The sequence below is a fragment of the Rhizobium sp. LjRoot30 genome (assembly GCF_964253915.1).
Classification (GTDB): domain Bacteria; phylum Pseudomonadota; class Alphaproteobacteria; order Rhizobiales; family Rhizobiaceae; genus Metarhizobium.
In genome coordinates this window covers 294689-309496 of sequence record NZ_CAXUSG020000001.1, presented here as the reverse complement: position 1 = coordinate 309496, position 14808 = coordinate 294689, and the positions used below count along the sequence as shown (strand labels likewise).

Annotated in this window: 12 protein-coding genes; 3 read left to right on the top strand and 9 right to left on the bottom strand. The window is 63.6% G+C overall.

Annotated elements, in window-relative coordinates; all coding sequences use genetic code 11:
• Window positions 1-4: 4 nt before the first annotated feature.
• On the top strand, window positions 5-1048 hold the full coding sequence (locus tag ACSQ3I_RS01565) for an alpha/beta hydrolase family protein (RefSeq protein ID WP_435995588.1): 1044 nt from the start codon (window positions 5-7) through the stop codon (window positions 1046-1048).
• 178 nt (window positions 1049-1226) lie between these two features.
• Here ACSQ3I_RS01565 and mutS read toward each other — a convergent pair whose 3' ends face one another.
• Window positions 1227-3884 (bottom strand): DNA mismatch repair protein MutS, encoded by a 2658-nt coding sequence (gene mutS, locus ACSQ3I_RS01560; protein WP_435996246.1) that lies wholly within the window; start codon window positions 3882-3884, stop codon window positions 1227-1229.
• Between the two features lie 196 nt (window positions 3885-4080).
• On the opposite strand from mutS, the gene ACSQ3I_RS01555 reads away from it, so the two are divergent.
• Complete coding sequence (locus tag ACSQ3I_RS01555; RefSeq protein ID WP_435995587.1) at window positions 4081-6366, top strand: NADP-dependent malic enzyme; 2286 nt, start codon at window positions 4081-4083, stop codon at window positions 6364-6366.
• A gap of 195 nt (window positions 6367-6561) precedes the next feature.
• Here the strand turns inward: ACSQ3I_RS01555 and ACSQ3I_RS01550 are convergent, their stop codons facing one another.
• From ACSQ3I_RS01550 to ACSQ3I_RS01530, 5 genes are all read right to left on the bottom strand, one after another.
• Window positions 6562-7437, bottom strand: a complete 876-nt coding sequence (locus ACSQ3I_RS01550; RefSeq protein WP_435995586.1) for a GNAT family N-acetyltransferase — start codon at window positions 7435-7437, stop codon at window positions 6562-6564.
• Window positions 7438-7527: 90 nt separating this feature from the next.
• Window positions 7528-9861, bottom strand: a complete 2334-nt coding sequence (locus ACSQ3I_RS01545; protein ID WP_435995585.1) for an ATP-binding response regulator — start codon at window positions 9859-9861, stop codon at window positions 7528-7530.
• Window positions 9862-9916: 55 nt separating this feature from the next.
• Window positions 9917-10411, bottom strand: a complete 495-nt coding sequence (gene lspA / locus ACSQ3I_RS01540; RefSeq protein WP_435995584.1) for a signal peptidase II — start codon at window positions 10409-10411, stop codon at window positions 9917-9919.
• Entirely contained in the window at window positions 10408-11268 is an 861-nt protein-coding gene (locus tag ACSQ3I_RS01535; protein WP_435995583.1) for a TrmH family RNA methyltransferase, read from the bottom strand. Before ACSQ3I_RS01535 ends, lspA begins: the two co-directional genes overlap by 4 nt.
• Window positions 11265-12434 (bottom strand): class I SAM-dependent methyltransferase, encoded by a 1170-nt coding sequence (locus ACSQ3I_RS01530; RefSeq protein WP_435995582.1) that lies wholly within the window; start codon window positions 12432-12434, stop codon window positions 11265-11267. Before ACSQ3I_RS01530 ends, ACSQ3I_RS01535 begins: the two co-directional genes overlap by 4 nt.
• A 67-nt stretch (window positions 12435-12501) precedes the next feature.
• On the opposite strand from ACSQ3I_RS01530, the gene ACSQ3I_RS01525 reads away from it, so the two are divergent.
• Window positions 12502-12960 (top strand): CoxG family protein, encoded by a 459-nt coding sequence (locus tag ACSQ3I_RS01525; RefSeq protein ID WP_435995581.1) that lies wholly within the window; start codon window positions 12502-12504, stop codon window positions 12958-12960.
• A 12-nt stretch (window positions 12961-12972) separates the two neighbouring features.
• Here ACSQ3I_RS01525 and ACSQ3I_RS01520 read toward each other — a convergent pair whose 3' ends face one another.
• The 3 genes from ACSQ3I_RS01520 to sppA form a co-directional block, all read right to left on the bottom strand.
• Window positions 12973-13323, bottom strand: a complete 351-nt coding sequence (locus tag ACSQ3I_RS01520) for a DUF1049 domain-containing protein (RefSeq protein WP_435995580.1) — start codon at window positions 13321-13323, stop codon at window positions 12973-12975.
• Window positions 13324-13396: 73 nt separating this feature from the next.
• Entirely contained in the window at window positions 13397-13702 is a 306-nt protein-coding gene (locus ACSQ3I_RS01515; RefSeq protein WP_435995579.1) for an integration host factor subunit beta, read from the bottom strand.
• A gap of 27 nt (window positions 13703-13729) precedes the next feature.
• Window positions 13730-14677: a signal peptide peptidase SppA gene (gene sppA / locus ACSQ3I_RS01510; protein WP_435995578.1), complete on the bottom strand. Its 948-nt coding sequence runs from the start codon at window positions 14675-14677 to the stop codon at window positions 13730-13732.
• Window positions 14678-14808: the final 131 nt, after the last annotated feature.

Here is a 14808-nt window from a genome sequence, read left to right as displayed (position 1 = left end):
CACGATGCTCCACACTCTCGTCATCTCGGTCTTCACCGTCGCCACGACGCTGATCGACGCCCTGACCCCGGCCGCCGCCTTCGAGGCCGGCACGAAATGGATCACCATCACCCCATCGCACCGCGCGGCTGCCGAATCCGTGCTGATCACCTACCCCGCCAAACAGGATGGCGATGCCTACACGCTTGGCGCCGACGATCTGTGGACCGGCGTGCCGGCCCGGCGCAACGCCACGCCCGTTCAGGAAAAATTCCCGCTGGTGATCCTTAGCCACGGCTCGGGCGGCAATGCCGCCTCGCTCGGCTGGCTGTCGACCGAGCTTGCCCGCAACGGCTTCATCGTCGCCGCTCCCAACCACCTGCACAGCACGTCAGGCGATTCCATTCCGGTCGAAAGCTTCAAGATCTGGGAGCGGCCGCAGGATATTTCCGCCCTGATCGATACGCTGCTCGCCGATCCGGACTGGTCCACGGTCATCGACAAGGACCGCATCGGCGGCATCGGCTTTTCGCTTGGCGGCACCAGCATGATGCTGGCGGCCGGCGCGCAGGCCTCGCTCAGTGCCTTCGGCGATTATTGCCAGACGGCGGACGGCAAGGATGGCCGCTGCAACTGGTTTTTGCGCGGCGGCGTCGATTTGTCGAAGGTGGACCGCACGGCATTCGAAGGCAGCTATCGTGACCCGCGCCTTTCCGCCCTCGTCGCCGTCGATCCCGGTTTTGCCATGGCCTACCAGCCCGACAGCCTGAAGACGATGGCCGTGCCAACACTGGTGATCAATCTCGGCGAGGGTGACGCCATCATGCCCGGCGTCCGTTCCGATCAGATGTTCAAGGAAATTCCAGGCGCCAAATATGCGGCCATTCCCGCCGCCACGCACTTCACCTTCCTCGGCGTGTGCAATCCGAACGGTGCCGAGGTGCTGAAGCGTTACGGCGAGGAAGAACCGATCTGCGAAGACGGCGGCGACATTCCGCGCGTTGAACTGCACAAGCAGATCTTCTTCCAGACCGCCATCTTCCTGCGCAAGACGTTGCTGGAGAAGTGACGAGCGGTTCGCGGGAGGCCCCTTATCCGCCCTGCCGGGCACGTTCTCCCCGTTTCACGGGGAGAAGGGGGATATGCCGCACCAGTTTCCCCAGTCATCAGCGTCACATGAGGCAAGTCCCCTCTCCCCGTTTCACGGGGAGAGGGTTAGGGTGAGGGGCAACAGCACCGGAGCACAACTATCGCTTCTCGGCATCGAGTTGCTTCTTCAGGTCATACAACGCATCCAGCGCCTCACGCGGCGTCATGTCGTCGAGCGCCAAGCCCTTCAGCGCCTCCTCGACCTTCGAGGGGCCGGCACGTTTCTGTTCCTCGCGGCGCACGGCCACCTGGAACAGCGGCAGGTCGTCGATCAGCTGGCTTGCCGGGTTCTTGCGGTCGGCATCCTCCAGCTTGGTCAGCACGTCGCGGGCACGCGACACCACGGAGGCCGGCAGGCCGGCAAGACGGGCCACCTGGATGCCGTAGGAGCGATCCGCCGCCCCCGGTCCGACCTCGTGCAGGAAGATGACGTCGCCATGCCATTCCTTCACCCGCATCGTCGCATTGGAGAGACGGGAGAGCTTTTCCGACAGCACGGTCAGCTCGTGGAAATGCGTGGCGAACAGGCCGCGGCAGCGATTGATCTCGTGCAGGTGCTCCACCGCCGCCCAGGCAATCGACAGGCCGTCGAAGGTGGCGGTGCCGCGGCCGATTTCGTCGAGGATAACCAGCGAACGTTCCGTCGCCTGGTTGAGGATCGCCGCCGTCTCGACCATCTCGACCATGAAGGTGGAGCGGCCCCGCGCCAGATCGTCGGAGGCGCCGACGCGGGAGAACAGCCGGTCGACGACGCCGATATGGGCCGAGGTCGCCGGCACGAAGGAGCCCATCTGCGCCAGGATGGCGATCAGGGCATTCTGGCGCAGGAAAGTCGACTTACCGCCCATGTTCGGACCGGTCAGCAGCCAGATCGCCCCCAGCGCCTCGCCGTCCTTCGGCGACAGGTCGCAGTTGTTTGCAACGAACGGATTGGCGGATTGCCGCCGCAGCGCCTGCTCGACCACCGGATGACGCCCACCCGAAATGGCGAACATCGTCGAGGCATCGACCAGCGGACGACAATAATTCTGCTCCTCGGCCAACAACGCCAGCCCTGCCCCGACATCGATGGCGGCAAGCGCCCGGGCACCGGCCTTGATCTTTTCCGCTTCGCCGACGACGGCTTTCACCATCTCGTCGAAAGCGGCAAGTTCGATCGTCAGCGCCCGGTCGGCGGCGTTGGCGATGCGGCTTTCCAGATCGGCAAGCTCGGTGGTGGTGAAACGCATGGCGCTTGCCATGGTCTGGCGATGGATGAAGCGGGCCTTGGCTTCCGGCGTATCGGTCATCGTGCCGGCGTTGCCGGCGGTAACTTCGATGAAATAGCCGAGCACGTTGTTGTGCTTGATCTTCAGCGACTTTATGCCGGTTTCTTCGGCATATTGCAGTTGCAGGCCGGCAATCACCCGGCGCGATTCGTCGCGCAGCGCCCGCACTTCGTCGAGCTCCGGATTGGCGCCCCGGGCGAGAAAACCACCGTCGCGCTTCAAAAGCGGCAATTCGTCGGACAGCATCCCGCCCAGCCAGGATTCGAGCCCGGACGGCAAGGCGGCAAGCCCGGCCACGGCCTCCTGCAGCTCTTCCGGCAGCAATCGTTCGCCAAGGAAACGCGCCACCTGCGCCGCGGCTCCGAGGCCGTAGCGGATGGCGCCGAGATCACGCGGGCCACCGCGGTCGAGCGCCAGCCGCGACAGGGCGCGGGGCATGTCCGGCACGTGTTTCAACGCATCGCGCAAGTCGCCGCAGAGCGAGGGTTCGCTCATCAGGAAGCCGATGGAATCGAGCCTGCGGCCAATTGCATCGGCATCGGTGAGCGGCGACATCAGCCGTTCGGCAAGCAGGCGCGCGCCGCCGCCGGTGACGGTCCGGTCGATCGCCTTCAGCAGCGAACCGTTGCGGTCGCCGGCAAGCGTGCGGGTCAGTTCCAGGTTGGCGCGGGTGGCGGGATCGATGAACAGGGTGGAGGCGGCACTTTCGCGCTCCGGCCGGCCGAGCGGCGGGCGCTCGGCGATCTGGGTCTTCTCCACATAGGCGACGGCGGCCGCCGCCGCTGCATGCTCGGCGCGGGAAAAGCTGCCGAAACCGTCGAGCGTGCCGACGTTGTAATACCGGGCGATGCGGGTTTCCGCCGTGGCGCTGTCGAAGAGCACGGCCGGTTGCGGCACGACGACGCGGCCCAGCACGTCGAAGGCGGGTTTCAGCTCCGGATCGTGAAACAGCGTATCCGCAACAATCAGCTCCCGCGGATCGATGCGCAGGATATCGGCCAGCAGCCGGCCCGCCTCGGTTTCCGCCAGGCGGAAGACGCCGGTGGAAATATCGATCCAGGCCAGCGCCATCACCGCACCGCTGCCGCCGCGAATGCGGGCAAGCGTCATCAGGTAATTGGATTCCGAAGGCGAAAGCAGCTTCTCCTCGGTGATCGTCCCCGGCGTCACCAGCCGCACGACATCGCGCCGGACGACGGATTTAGAGCCGCGCTTCTTCGCCTCGGCCGGATCTTCCACCTGTTCGCAGACGGCGACGCGAAAACCGAGAGAAATCAGCTTCTGCAGGTAGTCGTCGGCGGCATGCACCGGCACGCCGCACATCGGAATGTCCTGGCCAAGATGCTGGCCACGCTTGGTCAGCGTGATGCCCAGCGCCCGCGAGGCATCGACGGCATCCTCGAAAAACAGCTCGTAGAAATCGCCCATGCGATAGAACAGCAGCGAGCCGGGATTGTTGGCCTTGATCTCGATATACTGCTCCATCATCGGCGTTGCCGATGCCCGGCTTTCGTCGGAGGCGAGCGTGGCTGCCGTCAACGGCTCCGCGATGGGGGAAAAACTGTTTGTCACGATCTAGCTGTTTTCATGTCGGGAAAGTCATGCAACATAACGGCCCGAGTGGAACGAACACAATAAGAAGGACGGTCGATCAAGCGGCTGCCCACAGCTAGGTAGAGGAAATATGTCGGAAGCAGACAAGGGCCGGCGGACACGCGCCATCGTGACGGAACAGGAAGCGCTGGATTTTCATTCCCAGGGACGGCCCGGCAAGCTGGAGATCACGCCCACCAAGCCGATGGCGACGCAACGCGACCTGTCGCTCGCCTATTCCCCCGGCGTTGCCGTTCCCGTCAAGGCGATCGCCGCAGATCCGGCCACCGCCTACGACTATACAACACGCGGCAACATGGTGGCGGTCATTTCCAACGGCACGGCGATCCTCGGCCTTGGCAATTTGGGTGCGCTGGCCTCCAAGCCGGTGATGGAAGGCAAGTCCGTGCTCTTCAAGCGGTTTGCCGATGTCGATTCCATCGACCTCGAAGTCGATACGGAAAATGTCGACGAGTTCATCAACTGCGTGCGTTACCTCGGCCCCTCCTTCGGCGGCATCAACCTTGAAGACATCAAGGCGCCGGAATGTTTCATCATCGAAAGCCGCCTGCGCGAGCTGATGGACATCCCCGTCTTCCATGACGACCAGCACGGCACCGCCATCATCGCCGCCGCCGGCCTGATCAACGCGCTGGAGCTGACCGGCCGCGACCTGAAAACCACGCGCCTCGTCTGCAACGGCGCGGGTGCCGCGGCCATCGCCTGCGTCGAGCTGATCAAGTCGATGGGCTTCAACCCGGAAAACATCATCCTCTGCGACACCAAGGGCGTCATCTACCAGGGCCGCACCGAAGGCATGAACCAGTGGAAATCGGCGCATGCGGTCAAGACCGACCGCCGCTCATTGGAAGAAGCGATGAACGGCGCCGACGTCGTTTTCGGCTTGTCGCAGAAGGGCGCCTTCACCGAAGACATGATCCGCTCCATGGCACCGAAGCCGATCATCTTCGCCATGGCCAATCCCGACCCGGAAATCACCCCGGAAGAAGTCGCCCGCATCCGCGACGACGCGATCATGGCGACCGGCCGCTCGGACTATCCGAACCAGGTCAACAACGTGCTCGGTTTCCCCTACATCTTCCGCGGCGCACTCGACGTGCGCGCCTCGACGATCAACGACGCGATGAAGATCGCCGCCGCTCGGGCGCTGGCAAGCCTTGCCCGCGAGGATGTGCCGGACGACGTCGCCGCCGCCTATCAGGGGGTTCGCCCACGGTTCGGGCCGCAATACATCATCCCAGTGCCCTTCGATCCCCGGCTCATTTCGGCAATCCCGATGGCCGTGGCGAAGGCGGCGATCGATAGCGGTGTCGCCCGCCGCGATATTCCAAGCCTGGAAGCCTATGGCCGCGAACTGTCCGCGCGCCGCGATCCGATCGCCTCGACATTGCAGCGGCTTTATGAGCGCGTGCGCCGCCATCCCAAGCGCGTCGTCTTCGCCGAGGCGGAGGAAGAGCAGGTCATGCGCGCGGCGATCTCCTACGCCAACCAGCAGCTCGGCACCGCCGTGCTGCTCGGCCGCGAGGACCTGATCCGCGCCACGGCGGAACGCGCCGGCATCGAACTCGACCGTCCGGGCATCGAGATCGTCAACGCCCGCATTTCCACACGTGTCGAAGCCTATACCGACTTCCTCTATGCCCGGCTGCAGCGGAAAGGGTATCTGCTGCGCGACGTGCAGCGGCTGATCAAGACCGACCGCAACCATTTTGCGGCCTGCATGGTGGCGCTCGGCGATGCCGACGCCATGGTGACGGGCACGACCCGCAACTACTCCACCGCGCTGGAAGAAGTGCGTCGCTGTATCGACGCCAAGCCGGGACACCGGGTGATCGGCGTTTCGCTGGCGCTGACCCGCGGCCGCACGGTGTTCGTCGCCGATACGGCGGTCCACGACATGCCGTCGGCAGAAGAGCTGGCCGATATCGCCGAGGAAGCCGCCGGGATTGCCCGGCGCATGGGTTACGAGCCGCGCGTGGCAATGCTTGCCTATTCCACCTTCGGCCATCCGACCGGCGAGCGTTCCGAGCGTGTCCGCGAGGCGGTGAAGATCCTCGACCGTCGTCGCGTCGACTTCGAGTATGACGGTGAAATGGCTGCCGACGTGGCGTTGAACGGCAAGGTAATGGAGCAGTACCCGTTCTGCCGGCTCTCCGGCACGGCCAACGTGCTCGTCATGCCCGCCTTCCACTCGGCCTCGATCTCGACGAAGATGCTGCAGGAACTCGGTGGCTCCACCGTCATCGGCCCGCTGCTCGTCGGCCTCGACAAGTCGGTGCAGATCACCTCAATGGGCGCAAAGGACAGCGACATCGTCAACATGGCGGCCATCGCCGCCTACAATGCCGGGACCTGATCGTTTTTGAAGGTGCCGGTGAGGGCCATTTTCCCGGCACCGTCATGCTCGGCCTTGTGCCGATCACGCCAGACATGCCTTTATCGTCAACGACTTAGGATACGACGGCAGATCCTCGGGCCAAGCCCGAGGGTGACGGAAGAGAGGTTTTTGCGTTTATCAGCAGCTGTGCAGCCGTTCGGCTAACGACAGGCTTCAGCTCGCAAAGCGACCGGCATCGGCGCCGTAATAATTGATGTAGCGATCCGAAATCGAAGCGATCGGCAGGACGATCAGCACGTCGGTCGTGTTGAAGGCATGGTCGATGACCGCACCTTCGCCCACCATGGCGCCGAGGCGCAGATAGCCCTTGATCAGCGGCGGCATCGCCATCAGCGCCTTGCGGGCGTTGATGCCTTCAGCCGGCATCAGGTCCATATTGTGGTAAAGCTCCGGACGTGCCTTGACGGCCCACGCGTCGCGGGCGGCGACATTGTGGTGCAGGAAGGACAGGGCCAGCGCATGTTCTTCCGGAAACACGCCATGGAAGGAGGCGCAGCCGAACATGGCGCTCATGCCGTGCTTCAGCGCATAGGCCCAGTTGCCCTGCCACAGCAGTTCGACCGTACGCTTGGTGCGGTAATCCGGCAGCACGCAGGAGCGGCCCAGCTCCATGAACCGCTTGTCCGGGTGGTTTTCGATCAGCTGATCGATCATGAATTCCGATGCGGAATAAAAACCGCCCTTGGCCAGCGCAATCTCCTGACGCAGCAGTCGGTAGGTTCCGACGATCTGGTCCTCGATGTCGCCTTCGATGGCATTGTCGACCACAAGCAGATGATCGCAGATCAGATCCCAGCTGTCGAAGTCGCGGCGCAGGCGCATGGCATCGGGGGAGATGGTGGCGTTCATCTCTTCGACGAACACCTTGTAGCGGATGCGCTGTGCAGCCTCGATCTCACGGTCGTTGCGGGCCAGACGCGTTTCCAGCGTGCCGATCCGCCCCAGAACATCCGTCCCTGCCGGCTTGGCAGTGGTGCTGGTCTGCACTTGATCGGCCGATATATCGCGGTTCAAAAGCTCTAAGGTCATGGCGATTCATCCGCTACCATTGCACTCAGCGTCATAAACCACTTCTATGCGACAATAAAGTGACATCCCGTCGCGGAGCGACGGACGCCCTCACTTTGCCTCGGTCCACACCGTGCGCATCGGGCCGAGTGCCTGCACTTCGTCCAGCAGGCGGACCGGATCGATCGGCTTGGTGAACATACGGTTGGCGCCATTGAGCAAGGCCAGACGCCGCACCTCCTCGCGCCCATCGGCCGAGAGCACGATGACCGGCACGGCGACGTGGCCCTGCTGGCGCTCCGTGGCGCGGATGCGGGCAAGCGCTTCCATGCCGTCGCCGCCCGGCATGTTGAGATCGGTGATGATCAGATCCGGAAATTCCGCTTCGCCGACGGCATCGAGCAGGGCTGCGAAATCCTGCACCAATCGAACCTTGTGGCCGCCCTTCTCCAGGGTTGCCCGCACCAGCATGGCATTGATCGGATCGTCTTCTGCCAGCAGGATAGACAGGCCGGTTGCCGGCTTCTGCACCACCGGCGCTCCCAGGCCCGGCTGGTTGTCGTTGAGCGCGTCGCGCTTTTCCATGCCGCGCATGCGGCCGCGCAACACATCGACCAGCGAGCGCTCGCGCAACGGCCGGATAAGCCAGGCGTCGAAAACGCCCTGGGGCTGGGAATTGCGTTCCTCCGGATTGACCAGGAAAATCGAGCGCAGCCGCGCGACATCGGCGCGGCCAGCCACCTGTTCGTAGAAAACAGCAGCCAGGCGATGATCGACGATGACATCGGTAAACGGCGTGCCGGCTTCCTCCGCCTGCAACAGGGCTGCTTCCGTCGCCGCGAGGCTAGACGCCAGCACCGCGCGTCCGCCGAGCGCTTCGATCGTCGTCAGGATCGCGCGGCTGGCGGGGCCGGTCGGCGCCATGACGAGCACGGCATTGCCGCGCAACTCGCTCTCGCGAAGCGAACGGCTACGGTTCTCGCCCTTCAACTGGTGCGGCAGGCGGATGGAAAAGATACTGCCCTTGCCTTTTTCGCTGACGGCGCTGAGCGAGCCACCGAATTCACGCATGATGCGCGCCGAAATCGACAGGCCGAGGCCGGTACCGGCGCTCTTGTCGCTGGCATTGCCGGCCTGCTCGAATTCGCCGAAGATACGCGCCTGCTCTTCCGCAGTCATGCCCGCACCGGTGTCTTCGACGGTGATCACCAGATGCTGACCATCGAATGTGGCAGCAACGAGCACGCCGCCGGCATGGGTGAACTTCACGGCATTGCCGATGACGTTGAACAACACCTGGCGCAGCCGGGCGGGATCGAAATTCAGCACGTCGGGAATATCGGGCGAGACAGCCGAGGCGATCTCGATTTCCTTTTCATGGGCACGGTGCGACAACATCTCCACGACCCCTTCGATCAGGTGCCGCACCGATTCCGCCCGCGGATGCAGGTGGAATCGGCCGACTTCGATGGTCGAGAAATCGAGCAAGTCCTGCACCAGTTGCGACAGCGCCTGGCCGGATTCACGGATGCCGTTGACATAATTCATCTGCTCGGCGGTCATTTTGGTCTGGCCAAGCAGATGGCCCATGCCGAGAATGCCGCTGAGCGGCGTACGGATTTCATGGCTGACGGTCGCCAGCAGGCGGGATTTTGCCGCCGATGTGTTTTCCGCCTTGATGCGGGCCGCTTCGCGGCTCTTTGCCGACAAGCGCTCCTCGGTCACATCGCGGGCGATGCTGCGGATCTTGAGCTGGCCTGTGGTGGCATCGCGGGCGATGACATCGTGCCAGACGAAGATGCGCTGGCCGAAGGGCGTGGCGATCTCGACGTCGAAACGATAAGGCTCCGCTTCCGGCCGGAAGGCCAGACCGATCTCCTCGCAGCTGCGCCCCTCAGGCGCAACGCAGCCGGTCAACGTACGAAACGTGTCGTTGGCGTAGACGATACGGCGGTTCATGTCGCGCACCAGCGCGATGTCGCCGAGCGCATCGTGGATGGAGCCGAGCAGGCCGACATTCTCGTCCTGCTCCCAGCGCTGGTCCTGCCAGATCTCTTCCTGGCGCTTCTGCGCCGCCGCCAGCGGCTTTTCGGCCCACGGGACCATGACAGGCGTCGGCCGCTGGAGAACGTAAATCAGCGCCGCGCCGAAAAGCACCGCGCCGAGCGCGCCGCAAAGGGTGTAAAAACCGGTGCCCAGCCCCATGGCGAGGATGAATGCCGCAACCAGCATGCCGCCGCCGCCGAGCCAGAGACGGGCCACCCCGTCGCCATCGCCTTCCGTCGCCGGTGGCGCCACCAGATCGGGTTCCGCGGCATGCACTTCGTCGTAACGGGCGAAGGCCGGGGAGACGACCGTCTGGCCGTCATCCTGGGGGACATGCGAACCGCCAGCCGGGCCGAAGGCCGCTGAAAGGCGTTTTTGAAGCTGTGCCAGGTTGCTCATATATCCTGGCTAACATGCAGCTCGTTCCCATAGACTTCAGGAGAATGGTAAAATTTTAGTTTTTTTTCGCTTTTGGCCGCATGAACTCGTCGACGACCACCAGACAGGCGCCGACGGTGATGAAACTGTCGGCGAGATTGAAGACGGCGAACGACCACGATCCGGTGTGGAACAGCACATAATCGATGACGTGGCCGTAGAGAAACCGATCAAGCAGATTGCCGAGCGCCCCGGCGATGATCATGGCAAAGCCGGTATGGGCAAACCGGTGATCGGCGGGCGTGCGCCGCCACAGCCAGACGACAAAGATGACGATCAGAATGCGCATGCCGACGATGAACCAGCCGTCCATGCCCGACAGCATCGAAAAGGCGACGCCGAGATTATAGGTGCGGTAGAGATACAGGAACGGCACGACCGGCACCGCCTCCTGCATCGGCAGATAGGTATCGACGGCAATCTTGATCGCCTGGTCGAGAACCACGGCAATCAAGATAAAAATGAGGATCGGCAGGGGGCGAGCGAACAGAAAGGGTTTCGTTTCATTCATGCCAGCGCATCCAGCGTCAGCAGATGGCGCCGGACCTCGAAGAGCATCACGGCGGTGGCGACGGCGAGATTGAGCGAATCGGCGCGGCCGGCTTGCGGGATGCGGGCAAGCGCATCCGCTTCCTTCGCCAGCGCTTCCGGCAGGCCGGACTGTTCGTTGCCCATCAGCAGCACCACCGGCTTCTTCTTGTAGTTGATCGTGCGGTAATCGACGGCGCCGGCCAGATGTGTGCCGACGATCTGCGTGCCCGAGGTTTTCTTCCAGGCCAGGAATTCTTCCGGCGTCGCCCGGGCGAGCGGGACGGCGAAGACCGAACCCATGGTGGCGCGCACCGTTTCCAGCGAAAACGGATCGGTGCTTTCACCGACGAGGATCACGCCGGAGGCACCGGCGGCATCTGCCGTGCGGATGATGGTGCCGAGATTGCCGGGATCACGGACGCGGTCGAGCGCCACATAGGTCTCACCCTCCTGCGGCTTGATGCCCTTGAGCGCCGTCCAGCGCTGCTCGAAGATGCCGACGACCATCTGCGGATTGTCGCGGCGTGTCACCGAGGATAGTACCTTTTCGGAGACCTCCAGCACCAGACCGCCGGAGGCGACGGTTTTGACCGCCACCTGCTCGACCGAAGGCTTGCCCTTGGCCGCCTTGGAATAGATCAGCGTCTTGATCGTCCAGCCGAGTTCCAGCGCGTCGATGACCAGCTTCAGCCCTTCGGCCATGAAGGATTTCGTCTCGTCGCGGCTCTTCTTCTGCGAGAGCGCCTTGATATCCTTGATGATCGGGTTGGAAAGGCTGGTGACTTCCTTCACCTGGCCGACGCGGCGCGCGCCGCCGTCACGAAAATCGTTGTTCATTTCGGCACCCAGCGGCTGAATAGCGATGTGGAGAGCGCGCGGCCCGGCGTCTTGCCGTCCAGCCCCGCCTCGCGGATGACGAGTTCGCCCGACTCCACCACACCGCCGCGGCCGCGCATGGTCTCGCGCATCAGCTCGTGGATGGAATAGAAGCTCGCCCGGATGGAGTAAGCCGTCAGCACCAGGCCGTGCGCCTTCGGCGACAGGAGTTCGCGGCAGATGTCGAGCATCAACGGCAGGTGCTCGAACAGGTGCCAGACCTCGCCGTTCGGCCCGCGGCCGAACTTCGGCGGATCGGTGAGGATGATGTCGTAGCGGTTGCCGCGGCGTTCCTCGCGCTGGATGAATTTCATCGCATCCTCGCAGATCCAGCGGATCGGCAGCTTGTCGAGCCGGCCGAGCGACTGGTTTTCGCGCGCCCAGCCGATCGCCTTCTTCGAGGCGTCGACATGCGTCACCTCGGCACCGGCGGCAGCCGCCACCAGCGAGGCGACGCCGGTGTAGCCGAAGAGATTGAGCACTTTCAGCGGACGACCGGCGGCCTCCACCTGCTGCTTCACCCAGCTCCAGTGGACGATCTGTTCGGGAAAGACACCGACATGGCGGAAGGAGGTGAAGCGACCGAGGAAATCGATGCCGAGCAGGCTGAGCGGCCAGGTCTCGCCCAGCGCCTCGCGGGGAAACCGCCAGCGGCCCATGCCGTCCTCGTCGGTATCGCCGGTGAAGATGGCATCCGCCTTTTCCCAGACATGCGCCGGCAGGCCTTTCGGCCACAGCGCCTGGGCTTCCGGGCGGACGATGCGGTAAGGCCCGTACTGTTCCAGCTTCTCGCCGTTGCCGCTGTCGATCAGGTGAAAATCGCCGGCGCCGGTCGATTCCAGGATGACCGGCACCCGCTCGGGCGGACGTTCGCCGGTGCGGACCGTCAGCGGCCGTTGCTCGACTTCGGGAACCTCGCTCGACCGGGCGACCGAACGGCTTTCGCCGCCGGGTGCGGTCCGCGCGGGCCGGCCTTCCGGGCGCGGCGAAAAGCTTTTCTGCTTCGGCGCGCCGCCTTGGGCGGGCTTTCCAGCCGTGCCGGCCGTTCTTTTCGGCCCTGGCCGCCGTTCTTTGTTCTTCACGGGCTTTTCCGTCTCAATCTCTATACAGAAGGCAGCAAATAGCATTCTGCCGCCGCTTGGCAAAGCGGTTTCCGATCTGCATAGTTTGCTGGAAATGGAGGAGGTAGACGCCATGGACATGACCGGTGAAGAACGGATCGCCGCACCGCGCGATGCGGTATGGGCAGCACTCAACGATCCCGAGATCCTCAAGCAATGTATTCCGGGCTGTCAAAGCCTGGAAATGAAGTCGCCGACCGAGCTTTCCGCCGTGGTCAAGATCAGGATCGGACCTGTCTCCGCCTCGTTTACGGGCGATGTGATCCTCTCCAACATCAATGCGCCGGAAAGCTACACGATTTCGGGCGAAGGCAAGGGCGGCATCGCCGGTTTCGCCAAGGGCGGGGCCGACGTGAGCTTGAAGGAAGAGGGTCCGGAAACGCTGCTCGTCTATGACGTCAAGGCGCAGATCGGCGGCAAGCTTGCGCAGCTCGGGGCCAGACTGATCGATTCGACCTCGAAAAAGCTGGCGCAGCAGTTCTTTACCGATTTCACGGCGGCAGTGCAGGCCAGGGTCAATGGCGCAGCCTGACCGGGCCGCGCCTCACTTTGCCGGCAGCTGGCCGTAACCGGTGGCTTGGGCAGCAAGCTGTTCGGCACGCTTCTTGTGCGTCTCGGCTTCGCCCTGCAGCTTGATGGCCACCTTGGCCTCATTGCGCGCCCGCTTGCGATACCGCCCCTGCGACAGCCAGGTGGCGCAGGAACCGATCAGCAGGCCGGCGATGAGGGCAACGAACAGGAAAACGAAGAACGGCGCGGTGATGCCGAGGACCTGGTCTTCCGGCCGGAACGGGTTGAGCGCCATCGTGACGCTCTGGCGGTTGGCGACCGAAAGGACGACGAGCAGGATGCCGAGCGGCAGAAGGATGATGAGATTGATGATTTTTTTCGTCATGGCCTTCTGTCCTTACAGCGCTTCCGTGGCGGCAGCGGGGCAAAAATTGAGATAGGGCTGCCGGCCGGAACGATCAATCGTCGTCGTCGATGTCGGCGCTGCCCGGGTTGAGGCGTTCGCGCAATTCCTTGCCGGTCTTGAAGAACGGCACCCATTTTTCCTCGACGAAGACGGCATCGCCGGTGCGCGGGTTGCGCCCCGAACGCGACGGACGGTTCTTCACCGAGAAGGCGCCGAAACCGCGCAATTCGACGCGATTTCCGGCCGCGAGCGCGTCGGTGATCTCGTCGAGCACCGCGTTGACGATGTTTTCCACGTCGCGGTGATAGAGATGGGGATTGCGCGCGGCCACAATCTGCACCAATTCCGACTTGATCACGATAGCCCCCTCAAATAATTAGTTTTTTCAATGGCGCCCAACCTGCCAAACTGAAATAAGACCGTCAAGAAACAACTTGTCCGTTGCACTCGAACCGAGGGTGTTGTCGCCGTAGCCGAGCAGGTTCAGCACCGTCGAAATCGCACTGGCGAAACCGAAGGCCGAGCCCGTGCGGGGCGCCTCCCATTTGACGATCTTGAGATCCTTGTCAATGCCGCGACCGGTGAGATAGGTGCGGATCGCCTCCTCGCCGCCGAGCGTATCGATCAGCTTGGCCTTCAGGGCCTGGCGGCCGGTGAAGATGCTGCCGTCGGCCAGGCGCAGCACCTCGTCGCGCGGCAGCTTGCGGCGGTCGGCGACGAGATCGACGAACCAGTCGTAGCTGTCCATCACCATGGCGCGAATCATCGCCTTGGCTTCTTCGCTGGCATCGTGGAAGGGCGACGGCTCGGCCTTGAGCGGCGCCGACTTGATCTCCTCCAGCGACACGCCGATCTTGTCCAGCAGCTGCTTGGTCTGCGGATACTGGAAGATGACGCCGATGGAACCGGTGATCGAGGTCTCGCCGGCAATGATGGTATCGCCGGCGGTGGCGATCATGTAGCCGGCGGAGGCTGCCAGGGTCCGCACGTCGGAAACGACCGGCTTCTTCTCGGCCACGGCGCGGATCGCCTTGAAGACACGCTCGCCGCCATAGGTCGTGCCGCCCGGCGAAGAGATGGAAACGACCAGCGCCTTGACGCGATCGCTGTCGCCGATCTTCTTCAGCCGCTCCAGAAGCTCTTCGTCATCCTGGATCAGGCCGGAAATCTCGATGCGGGCGATATGCGGCGAACCGCTGCTTGCCGCCATGTCGCCGCCGGCCAGCCGGAAAGCGACGATGCCGAGGCCGATGACGAGAACCGCCGCGGCAATGCGCCAGAAGCCGAGCTTGCGGCGCAGCCGGCGCCGGTCCGCTATCGCCGATTGATCCATAACGTCCATCCTTTGCGAAAATCAGGTGCTGTCATTCATAGTCCGGGGGCCCCGCCGATCAACGGCACGCTCACGGATTTTTTCACCTTTTATTGTTTGTTGCAAAAAAATCTCCATATTGGCAAGCGGTC

Excerpts from the sequence above, each read along its gene's own strand:
- ACSQ3I_RS01525 (WP_435995581.1), top strand. The coding sequence starts at position 12,502 with ATGGACATGACCGGTGAAGAACGGATCGCCGCACCGCGCGATGCGGTA.
- ACSQ3I_RS01545 (WP_435995585.1), bottom strand. The coding sequence starts at position 9,861 with ATGAGCAACCTGGCACAGCTTCAAAAACGCCTTTCAGCGGCCTTCGGC.
- ACSQ3I_RS01530 (WP_435995582.1), bottom strand. The coding sequence starts at position 12,434 with ATGCTATTTGCTGCCTTCTGTATAGAGATTGAGACGGAAAAGCCCGTG.
- ACSQ3I_RS01520 (WP_435995580.1), bottom strand. The coding sequence starts at position 13,323 with ATGACGAAAAAAATCATCAATCTCATCATCCTTCTGCCGCTCGGCATC.
- ACSQ3I_RS01550 (WP_435995586.1), bottom strand. The coding sequence starts at position 7,437 with ATGACCTTAGAGCTTTTGAACCGCGATATATCGGCCGATCAAGTGCAG.
- ACSQ3I_RS01535 (WP_435995583.1), bottom strand. The coding sequence starts at position 11,268 with ATGAACAACGATTTTCGTGACGGCGGCGCGCGCCGCGTCGGCCAGGTG.
- lspA (WP_435995584.1), bottom strand. The coding sequence starts at position 10,411 with ATGAATGAAACGAAACCCTTTCTGTTCGCTCGCCCCCTGCCGATCCTC.
- sppA (WP_435995578.1), bottom strand. The coding sequence starts at position 14,677 with ATGGATCAATCGGCGATAGCGGACCGGCGCCGGCTGCGCCGCAAGCTC.
- ACSQ3I_RS01555 (WP_435995587.1), top strand. The coding sequence starts at position 4,081 with ATGTCGGAAGCAGACAAGGGCCGGCGGACACGCGCCATCGTGACGGAA.
- mutS (WP_435996246.1), bottom strand. The coding sequence starts at position 3,884 with ATGATGGAGCAGTATATCGAGATCAAGGCCAACAATCCCGGCTCGCTG.
- ACSQ3I_RS01565 (WP_435995588.1), top strand. The coding sequence starts at position 5 with ATGCTCCACACTCTCGTCATCTCGGTCTTCACCGTCGCCACGACGCTG.